Source organism: Mycoplasmopsis felis ATCC 23391 (assembly GCF_000701865.1).
Taxonomy (GTDB): domain Bacteria; phylum Bacillota_I; class Bacilli_A; order Mycoplasmatales; family Metamycoplasmataceae; genus Mycoplasmopsis; species Mycoplasmopsis felis.
Genome location: NZ_JNKA01000028.1, coordinates 1 through 10,076 on the forward strand (window position 1 = coordinate 1; position 10,076 = coordinate 10,076).

The 10,076-nt window shown below is 23.0% G+C and carries 11 protein-coding genes; 5 read left to right on the forward strand and 6 right to left on the reverse strand.

From position 1 onward, the window contains the following. Window positions 1-255, reverse strand: a 255-nt coding sequence (locus tag T405_RS03125; protein ID WP_036431093.1) for a transposase, incomplete at its 3' end; no start/stop codon positions are given. Window positions 256-365: 110 nt separating this feature from the next. After that, window positions 366-1,871: a 2,3-bisphosphoglycerate-independent phosphoglycerate mutase gene (gene gpmI / locus T405_RS03130; protein WP_036431096.1), complete on the reverse strand. Its 1,506-nt coding sequence runs from the start codon at window positions 1,869-1,871 to the stop codon at window positions 366-368. A gap of 271 nt (window positions 1,872-2,142) precedes the next feature. Between gpmI and rpsD the strand changes: the two genes are divergently transcribed. From rpsD to T405_RS03150, 4 genes are all read left to right on the forward strand, one after another. Beyond that, on the forward strand, window positions 2,143-2,742 hold the full coding sequence (gene rpsD / locus T405_RS03135; protein ID WP_036431100.1) for a 30S ribosomal protein S4: 600 nt from the start codon (window positions 2,143-2,145) through the stop codon (window positions 2,740-2,742). A gap of 13 nt (window positions 2,743-2,755) precedes the next feature. Further along, window positions 2,756-2,965, forward strand: coding sequence for a 50S ribosomal protein L31 (rpmE, locus tag T405_RS03140; protein WP_036431102.1), 210 nt, complete (start codon window positions 2,756-2,758; stop codon window positions 2,963-2,965). Between the two features lie 280 nt (window positions 2,966-3,245). Next, on the forward strand, window positions 3,246-6,476 hold the full coding sequence (locus T405_RS03145; protein WP_036431104.1) for a coiled-coil domain-containing protein: 3,231 nt from the start codon (window positions 3,246-3,248) through the stop codon (window positions 6,474-6,476). A gap of 68 nt (window positions 6,477-6,544) precedes the next feature. After that, a complete protein-coding gene (locus T405_RS03150) occupies window positions 6,545-7,201 on the forward strand; it encodes a hypothetical protein (RefSeq protein ID WP_036431107.1) in 657 nt (218 codons plus the stop codon). A 456-nt stretch (window positions 7,202-7,657) separates the two neighbouring features. Here the strand turns inward: T405_RS03150 and T405_RS03155 are convergent, their stop codons facing one another. Then, a complete protein-coding gene (locus T405_RS03155) occupies window positions 7,658-7,894 on the reverse strand; it encodes a hypothetical protein (RefSeq protein WP_036431110.1) in 237 nt (78 codons plus the stop codon). Between the two features lie 351 nt (window positions 7,895-8,245). On the opposite strand from T405_RS03155, the gene T405_RS04080 reads away from it, so the two are divergent. Further along, window positions 8,246-8,677, forward strand: coding sequence for a hypothetical protein (locus T405_RS04080; RefSeq protein ID WP_051619557.1), 432 nt, complete (start codon window positions 8,246-8,248; stop codon window positions 8,675-8,677). 39 nt (window positions 8,678-8,716) lie between these two features. On the opposite strand, the gene T405_RS04085 is transcribed toward T405_RS04080, so the two are convergent. The 3 genes from T405_RS04085 to T405_RS03170 form a co-directional block, all read right to left on the reverse strand. Beyond that, window positions 8,717-8,965 carry a helix-turn-helix domain-containing protein gene (locus tag T405_RS04085; protein WP_051619558.1) on the reverse strand — a complete coding sequence of 83 codons (249 nt, stop codon included), beginning with the start codon at window positions 8,963-8,965 and terminating at the stop codon, window positions 8,717-8,719. Window positions 8,966-9,201: 236 nt separating this feature from the next. Next, window positions 9,202-9,405, reverse strand: coding sequence for a hypothetical protein (locus T405_RS04090; protein WP_036431113.1), 204 nt, complete (start codon window positions 9,403-9,405; stop codon window positions 9,202-9,204). An 18-nt stretch (window positions 9,406-9,423) separates the two neighbouring features. Continuing rightward, on the reverse strand, window positions 9,424-9,708 hold the full coding sequence (locus T405_RS03170) for a hypothetical protein (protein WP_156951252.1): 285 nt from the start codon (window positions 9,706-9,708) through the stop codon (window positions 9,424-9,426). Window positions 9,709-10,076: the final 368 nt, after the last annotated feature.

The window sequence follows — 10,076 nt, forward strand, 5'->3', positions numbered from 1 at the left end:
TATTTTTAAATTTATATCACCAAATTGTGATCTAACTTTTTTATCATATGAACCATTTCTGTAATTATCTTTAATTGCTTTTTCATGTTCATATCTATCATAACCAAGATAATTTTTCATCTCTTCTTGTAAAATTTTTTCAATTAAATCTTTAGTTTGAGACTTAAGAATTTCTTGAACGTCTTCAATAGTCTTTGGTTTATACTGATTATATAATTTTTCAGTATCAAGATTAAATGTATTTTTCTTTTGCATAAAAAATCTCCTAATATAAATATTTTAAATTAAATATTTGCTATTAAGAGAATTTACACAAAATTAACTACACTTCCCTAAATAATTAATTATTTAGTTTTTGTTTTCTATTATTTGACTAATAATGATGATGCATCCATTTCTATTGGTTTATTAATTCCCATATATTCAAGCACTGTTGGTGCTACATTTGCTAATGATCCATTTTTTAGTTTTACTGACTTATCTGAACAAATTAACATAACAGGACTACTTGTGTGTTTAGTTGCTGGATTACCGTTTTTATCTTCTGTTATTTCTGCATTACCATGATCTGCTGTTATAAAAACAGTAACATTATTTTCGTTAGCTCATTCAATTATTCTTTTAATTTGAATATCTAAGAATGAAACTGCTTTAATTGTTGCTTCTAGATTACCTGTATGCCCTACCATATCTGGATTAGCGAAGTTCATTATTGTTAAATCATAGTTTAATCCATTTGATAATAATTCATCTGTAATTCCTTGTGCAGACATTTCTGGAGCAGTTGCATAAGATTCTACTTTTAATGAATCTACCATAATTCTTTTTGAATTTTTGAACTCCACATCTTTTCCGCCATCCATAAAATATGTAACATGAGCATATTTTTGAGTTTCAGCAATTCTTAATTGAGATTTGTTAGCTAATTCAATAACCTTACCTATTGGCATATTGATTTCCATTTCATCAAAAGCAACAATTGTTTTAATACCTTCATATTTCATCATTGAAACAAATTTATTTATTTTAACTGGTGTATTAGGTTTATTTTCATATAAATCTGAACCTATAAATAAATGTGTTAATTGTCTTGCTCTATCGGGTCTAAAGTTAAAGAAAATAATTGAATCATTATCTTTAACAAAATCTTCTTTTGTTAAAGATTTATTTATTGCAGGTACAAAGAATTCATCAGTTATTCCTTGACTATATTGTTCATTAACATAAGAAATTGCATCATTAAATTTATTTGTTGTTTTCCCTAAGATAGCATCATAAGATTTTTGAACCCTATCAAACATTTTATCTCTATCCATTGCATAAAATCTTCCTGAAATAGATGCTATATTGTAATTATATTTATTACAAATGTTTTGTAATTTTTCCATTGAAGATAAGATAGATTGAGGAGCAACATCTCTACCATCACCAAAAACATGGACGGAAACTTTTTTTAATCCAAATTCATGTGCACTATGTAATAATTCAAATAAATGGTCTTCTAATGAATGTACACCACCTGGTGATAAAAGACCCATTAGATGTAAGGTTGAATTATGTTTTTGAACATCTTCAAATGCTTCATTAAAATATTTATTTTTCTTGTATGTTCCATCATTTAACGCTTTTTTTATTAATGATAATCCGGTATATACAACTGTTCCAGCACCAATATTTAAATGACCAACTTCTGAATTACCCATTTGACCATCTGGTAAACCAACATATTCTCCTGATGCTTGAATAATCGAATTAGGGTATTCTTTAAATAACTTATCAAAAGTAGGTGTATGAGCTAAAGCAAAACCATTACCTTGTTGTTCTTGTCTTAATCCTAAACCATCAATTACTATTAAAACTGTTTTTTTCATTTTTCTCCTTATATTTTGAATATTTTAATTATATTACTTATTAATAAAATCTTATTGAGATATATATAAATTATTATAATAAAAATAAAATTTTTATTTATTTATAAATATGGTATTATAAATAAGCATATTTTAAGCAGCAGTTTATTATATTTAATTATTAAATTTAACATGGTTAAACTTTGTAAGTAGATAAAGCTGAATAATCAAAAACATTAAGTTAAATTTATCTAAGTAGAAATAAACCCTCATATATGCAGAAAGAGGAAAAATGTCAAGATATACAGGTCCAGTATTTAAAAAATCTCGTCGTTTAGGTTTTTCAATTTTAGAAACTGGAAAAGAATTTTCAAAAGGTAAAAAAAGAACCTATGCACCTGGTCAACATGGTAATAAAAGAACAAAATTATCTGATTATGGATTGCACTTATATGAAAAACAAAAAATTAAATACCTATTTGGTTTAAATGAAAAACAATTACGTAAAGTTTTTGAAAAAGCAGTTAAACTTAAAGGTGTAACAGGTACAAACTTATTACAATTATTGGAATTACGTTTAGATAATTTAGTTTATAGAGCAGGTTTTGCTTCTACTAGAAGACAAGCACGTCAATTAGTAAATCACAATCACTTTACTTTAAATGGTAAAAAAGCAAATATTCCATCTATTCAAGTTTCTCTTGGTGATTCAATTGAATTGAAAGAAAAATCAAGAAATAACAAACAAATTGTAGAAGCATTAGAAAACAAACAAGCAGCTGCATGATTAACAAGAAAAGATTTTAATGTAAAATTAGATAGATTACCAGAAAGAAATGAAATTCATCCTGAAATCAAGGATGCATTAGTAGTTGAGTTCTACTCTAAATAATTAAGGAGTCAATATGAAAAAAAATATTCATCCAGATTATTATGAATTAAATGTTTCTTGTTCAACATGTCAAAAACAATTTGTATTTAAATCAACAAAAAAAACTTTTTCAGTTGATGTATGTTCAGGATGTCATCCAGTATACACAGGTAACAGAACACAAGTTAAAGCCACAGGAAGAATTGATAGATTTAACAAACGTCTTGAAAAAGCTTCAAAATAATTTATTAATTATAAATTTGTAAAGCACTTCACAAAAAATGAAGTGCTTTTAATTTACCTCTAAAACAAATAAAAATAAATTTTAAATTTCAATTAACTAAAAAAAGGACTTTCAAAATATATTTAATTATTCACTTATTAATTTGTGTTTAAGTTTGATTTCTTACTTTTTGCTTTTGTTTTTTTTTTTTTTTTTTGATAAATTTAAATAATGGGAGGTTATTAATTTATTAAATTAACTTACTTAAATATAAAATTTACTAGAAAGGTAGTACAATAAAATGAATAAAAAAAGAAAATTAATAATTGCAGCAGCAAGATTATCGTGAGTAGCAATCGGCGCAGGTATTATAACATCTGTTGTTTTATTAAATAAGAAAAAAGAAGAACCAATTAAAGAAAATAAGAATGTTATTACTAAAAACGAACTTCAAAAACTAATATCTAATAATGCTGCTTTTGAAACAGAAATTAGTTCTAGTGAATATCAATCAATTAAAAATGAATATGATGCACTTGTTAAAAAAGTTAATGATTTAGTATTAAATCCAAACGCTTCAAATCAAGAAATAAAAAATCTTTATAATGAAGTTAAAAATAAAATTAATGAATTAAAAAACAAGAAGATAGAGATTGATAATCAAAATAAAACTCAAGAAGAAAGAAAAAAAGATCTTATTGTTAACATAAATAATTTACTCTCAGAATCAAAAAATTACATAAATTCTGATTTAAATAATGAAAAATATAATTCCATTAAACAAGAACTTCAAACAGTTATAAATGAAATTCAAAATAATTCAGATCATTTCCAAGAATTATCCTTAAATGATTTAGAAAGTAAATTAAATAAAATTCAAACTGCACTAAATAAAGCAAAAGAAGATAAAATCTCTTTAAACTCTGAAGAAGAAAATAAAAATGATGCTATTAAGAATATTGAACAAAAAATTTCAGAAATAAATGAATTTATTCAGACACTAACTAAATTAAAATATGAGTCTATTAAACAAAAATTAAATTCACAATTAAATAAAGCAAATCAAGCAAAAAATAATACTTCTTTATCTTCTGCAGAACTTAGACAGGTATTAAGTGATATAACAAATAATTTGAATTTAGAAAAACAAAATAAAACAAATATAGATAATACTAATATTACATTTAATACATCTAATGCTGTTGTTAAGGATATACAAGCAGATCAACAAAATACTACTGTTAACTATAAGTTAATTTCTTTTGAATTAACATCTAATTTAGAACTAGATTCAGTTGATGAATTATCAAATGAAATTTTTGTGAATAATCAAAGTTTCTTAATTACATCAAAAGAACTTAAAGAAAATTCACAAAATAAAACTTTTGTAATTAAATTTAAAGTTTACGAAAATAAAGAATATCAAATAACAGGTGCAAAATTATCAGAACAGAATCAATTTAGTATATTTAATCCTTTATCAGTTCAAGTTACTGGAATTACTAATTCAAATGCCTTAACTTTTGAAGAAAAACCAAACAATAATCAAATTGAACCAAATATTGAAAACATAACCCTTCCAACACAAACCTTATCACAAGGATTATCAAATGTATTTAATGAAGAATATATCTTAGAATTGAGTAATTTAGAACATTATCTTTATTTAATAAATGGTGAGAGAGTGGAAAAATACTTACCTAAAAAAATTATGTACCAAAATCAAGTTTATTCTATAAGTAATGAAAATACAGAAAACGACTTTAGTACATTTACTTCATCAAATAATCAAAATACTGCAAAAGATACTCAATATACACCAAAAACTTATAACTCTACTAAACCTACAAATAAAAATGTTGACAAAAATGTAAATGTAATTTATAAATTACAAACTCAAAACGAAACTACTACATCATCACAACAAGAAGATCCTAATAAAAAAACAGTTGTATTCAAAGTTAAATACATTGATTATGATGTAGAACCCTCAACATTTTTAAATACAACTAAACTTCAAGTAGTTGAAAATCTATCTAATGATTTTGTCAAAAGACATCAAAATAACGATAATCATGGTGTTGAGAAAACAATTGATGGAATCAGACAAAATGAAAATAGATGAACTAACTGAAATGATAGATGAACCGATCAAAGTAATTTAAAAAATCAATTTGTTTATCAGGTAAAAAATAATGAACAAGTTTTAATTAATGGACTTATTTTAAACATAAGGGAAACTGATATTAATAATGGTTTAGGTGGATTAGTTATTCCTGAAGAAATTAGAATTTCTGTTTCACAAGATGGACAAAACTTTACTCCTGTTCAACACCAAGATAAAATTTTTCATAGTGATTTTGGTTTAAGCGGAGGAACTAATAATGTAATATTACAAACATATTTCAATACAAGAGAAACTTCGATTAAAGCAGTAACTATCAATTTCGAACCAACTTTTGCTAAATACATTAAATTCCAATGAAAACCTCGTTCAAGAACAGGTTCAAATAATCAAATAGAACACTATTCATGAGAAATTTCAGAAATAGAATTCAATGATATAACTGACAAAGATTTAGATAAATTAAAAAATACATACATTAATAAAACAACTGAAAAAGAAAATATTTTAACTAAATTAGAAAATTCATTAAATTATTATAAACAACTAACTGATGTTTCTTCTAAGAGATATAAATTTGTTATTGAGACAGCTAAAAATTTATCTAACTCATTTACTTTAAATAAAGAATTTATAAAATCATTAAATATTAATGAATTTAAAAATGAAGTAACTAAATATGTAAATGAAATTAAAAAACTTAGTGAATATTTAAAAACTGTTGAAACAGAAAACACAACTAAAGATATTAATTTAGAAAACGCTTTAAAACATTCAAGGGAATTATTATTTGAATTAAATGAAAATCTTTTAGAATGAAAAGGTTATGTAGATATATTATTTTACACTAAAACCAAATATATGTATGATACTTTGTTAAGTCTTAATACTTCTAACAATAAAACTGTATCTTCAATATTAAATACAGTTGATAGATTTAGAATTGATTTTGAAATATTAAAACAAAGGTACGAGAAATTAAAAACTCAAAGTTCTATTCTTACTCTAAATGAAAACAGTATTAAAATAGAAAATATTTCTACAGAAAAAGTTGAAATATCTATGAATTTAAATATTTGACATTTAAAAAATAATGAAAATGGATCATTGAAACTAAACGTTTCTAACTTACCTAAAGGTATAACCATATCAGAAATACAATTTAATAATTGATATCAAATAAATACCCAAACACAACCAAACAATATGCCAACTAGCGCTTCTGCAACTGATTTAACACAAGAAAATAACAATTTTCCTAAAACTGTATCTGTTAAATTTGTTATATCAGGGAACCCTACTGAATTACAAAACATTACCTTTGATAAAGTTTTATTAGGTCAAAATGAAATCTTAATTTACCACAACAATATAATATTAAAATTCAAGCATTACAAAATGCAGTAACTAATTTCCAAAGAAATTATGATTTAAATAATTCATTATATAACTTTAGTTTTGAACTACCAGAAGGGATGTCTCTAAAATTAAATGGTAAATCTAAAGTAGACTTTAAATTAGAAAATGAAACAATCAATCAATACACTTTGTTTAGAGAAGCAAATAATAAATATACATTTAGTGCGCCAAGCATAAATAATTCAGGACAAAATAACCAAAATTATTTAAAGGAATTGAAATTAAACATTAATGGAACTGAAAGTTCTGATACAAATGACAAACAAATTATTAAAACACAAGATAATTTAGGAGATTTAACATTCAATCCTCAAAATCCTTTAATACATTTAAATCCAGTTAATTTAGATATATATGATGCATATGTAGAAACATCAACCAATCAACAAAATCAAAATATGTACAGAATACATCTTAAAATTAAAAATCCTGAACTTTTAATTAAAGGAGTAAACCAGAAGTTTTATTTAGTTTTAGGTAATAATCAAAACTATGGATTAACATCTACTAATTTTGAACTAAATGTAAATAATAGTGCAACTGAACTTCAAGAATTTGTTGGTGAATGAGAAGTTACAAGTGAAAATAACACTGAACAATTAAAACCAACAAAACTTAGATTAGGATATCTTTCTAATTCTCACGAAACATTTGAAAAAGAATTTAGTATAACTAAATACAAAACATCTGATAACTCTAGTCAAGCAGGTTAATAAATAACATTTAAATCTCAAATTTATTTAAATTAATAAATATGAATATAATAACAAAACCAACAGAAGTCAAATATAATTCTGTTGGTTTTGTTATTATTAAATTAATAAAATTTAAAAATTTTAAATTATACTTATAAACAGTAGTCTAGGTGTTTAACACTTTATCCTATGTTGTTTTTTGTTTATTAATATATAACTATTTGTCTAAAAAGAAGTCTAGTATATTAAAACCATCTAATAAAGATGATTTAGTAATTAGTAAAGATTAATTGTATTCCTTATCAAAATTTTCTATATAATTGTGCTTAAAAGAATCTCATAATTTTTTAAGATGATGTTTATGATTTTCATAATTATAAAAATTCATTGAATCGATTATATAAATAATAATATTTTTAGTTTCTTTTTCTTTGAAAATATTACCTATGTTTGATATTATTGATTTTTGATTATCTATATCAAATCATCAGGAACAAGCATTTTTTCTAGATAATCATTAACAAATTTGTAAATATTAATTAATTTTGGTTTTCTTATTATATTGTTTAAATTATATTTATAACCATCATTTTCTATTTCATTAGTTTTTAAATACAATTCATCTATATTTTCAAAATTATTAACATCAAAAGATAAATACACTTGATTATATTGAAATGTTTTATTACTAATTTTAGTAGATAAATCCAATCCTTGAGTATTTATTAATAAAACATTTGTTAAATAAGGACTTCAATTTCTATTATCAATAATTTTTTCTTCAAATCAATCATTTTTAACATCTTTATATAAGTTATTAGAAAGTCTTCCTCAAAAATAATTATATAAATCAGAATAAGAATTTATTTTTATTTGTTGACTTGTTTCATTAGATTAAAAATCTGATGCACTATTTTCTATGTTTCTTATGTTATTAACTACATCATTGACAGGTCAAGGTAATAAATCTCTAAACTAGGAAATTTTTTCGGAAATTTTAAACCTAATAAAAGTTAGTTTGGACTAAAGTCAAAATTTAACTTTTATTAGGTTTTTTTTAATTTGATTTTACAAACGAATTCTTTTAAAATTATATCAATTAATATATTCATTATCTTTTTTGATAATTCAGAAAAGGTAAGTTCTTGACAACTTTTATTAAAATTAGGAAATATTTCACTTTTGAGAATTGAAAAGAAATATTCAATTTCTCTGTTATCTAAACTAATTCCAATTCTAGACATAGATATTTTTTCATTTAGATCTTTAATTCTTTCAACATATTCTGATGAAGAATATACTAATCCATGGTCAGAGTGTAAAATAAACTGAGTTGGAAACTTAGTTTTTTCAATATTTTTAATAACTAGATTTGTATCATTATTTAGTGATAATTCATATGTTACAAATTTTGTTTTATGATCTATTATTTCAGATAAATATATATGATTTTGATTAATATCTTTTGGCGAGGAATATAAGTTACATCTGTAGCAAAAATTGTCTCATTGACAGAATTATAATTTCTTTTAACTAAGTCTTGAAAATTAATATTTGTATTTTTTCTTCTCTTCTTCTCTTTTTTCTTCTTACAAATGTAAAAAGATTTAGTTGTTTCATATAGTTACCAAGGGTTCTAGGATTAATTGTAATGTTATATTCTTTGTTTATATAATATACTAATTTTCTTCGTCCATACCTACCCTTATTATCATAAAAACTTTTACAAATAACTTTTTTATGTTTAATAACCTTATTGACAATAACTTTTTCTTTTTTCAATTTCTCATAATATGTAGATCTTGATATACACAAAATTTTAGATTTCTTTTTAGAAGATAATTTATTTAATTCCTTGATTTTTTTAATATCAACTTCTGTGTCATTTTCATCAAATATTGTTTGATAATATTTAATTACAGCATCTTTTTCTTCATCAGTTAAAGTTGCAACTCAGTCCTGATTTAAAACTTTTTTTCTTTTTTGGTCTACCTACACCTTTTCCTACTTTAGAAGATTTACATGTTTTTTGATTGAATATCCATATTAAAATTATACAATCTTCTTTTCTTCAACATGTTTTTCAATGAATACTTTGTTCAATTTTTACATCTGATTTTATAACAAATACTTTCAAATTCTAATTCTGTAATTTTAGAAATTTTATATTCTTCAAAGGATTTAAATATTTGTATTCATTCATCAATTTTTAAAGGTCTCATAATACCTCTTTTGTTGTGCTAAAAAATATTCGGAGTGTCCGAATATTTTTTCCCACTATAATATTCTGCTTTTTTTAGAATATTTTCTGTTTCTAAACTTTGAAGTAGTGCTGATTTTACAACTTCCATATCATCATTTCTTGTAAATGATTTTAGTTTATCTTTAAGTATTTCGACAGCATTTGGATTTTTATCTAAAAGTTTTTGTAGATTTCCTAAACTAAATAATCTTGTGGGATTCGTTCCATAACCATTACCATATCCAACATATTTATAAACAACACCTTTTTTAGTTCCTCACACATTAAACAAAACTAAATTATTACTCTTTTACTTCATATTCTTATTATAACATAATTGTAAATAAATGTAAATATAAATTTAAAAAAATTAAATAAAAACACATATATTTATATATAAATATATGTGAGGTTAAATTTCATAACATTCTGTTTACTTATTAATACACAAGTGGGAAACACATGAAATAAATAAATTTTATTCTGCATTAGAAACACAAATCTGTTTTTCCTTTTTAATTAAATTTTGATGAAAATCTATATAAATATTTTTGTTTTTCTCTAAAATTTTATTGCTTATTTTAAAAAGGAAACCATTTTTAAATGGATATGATTTATTTTTATCAGGGTTAGAATGAATATCACATATGT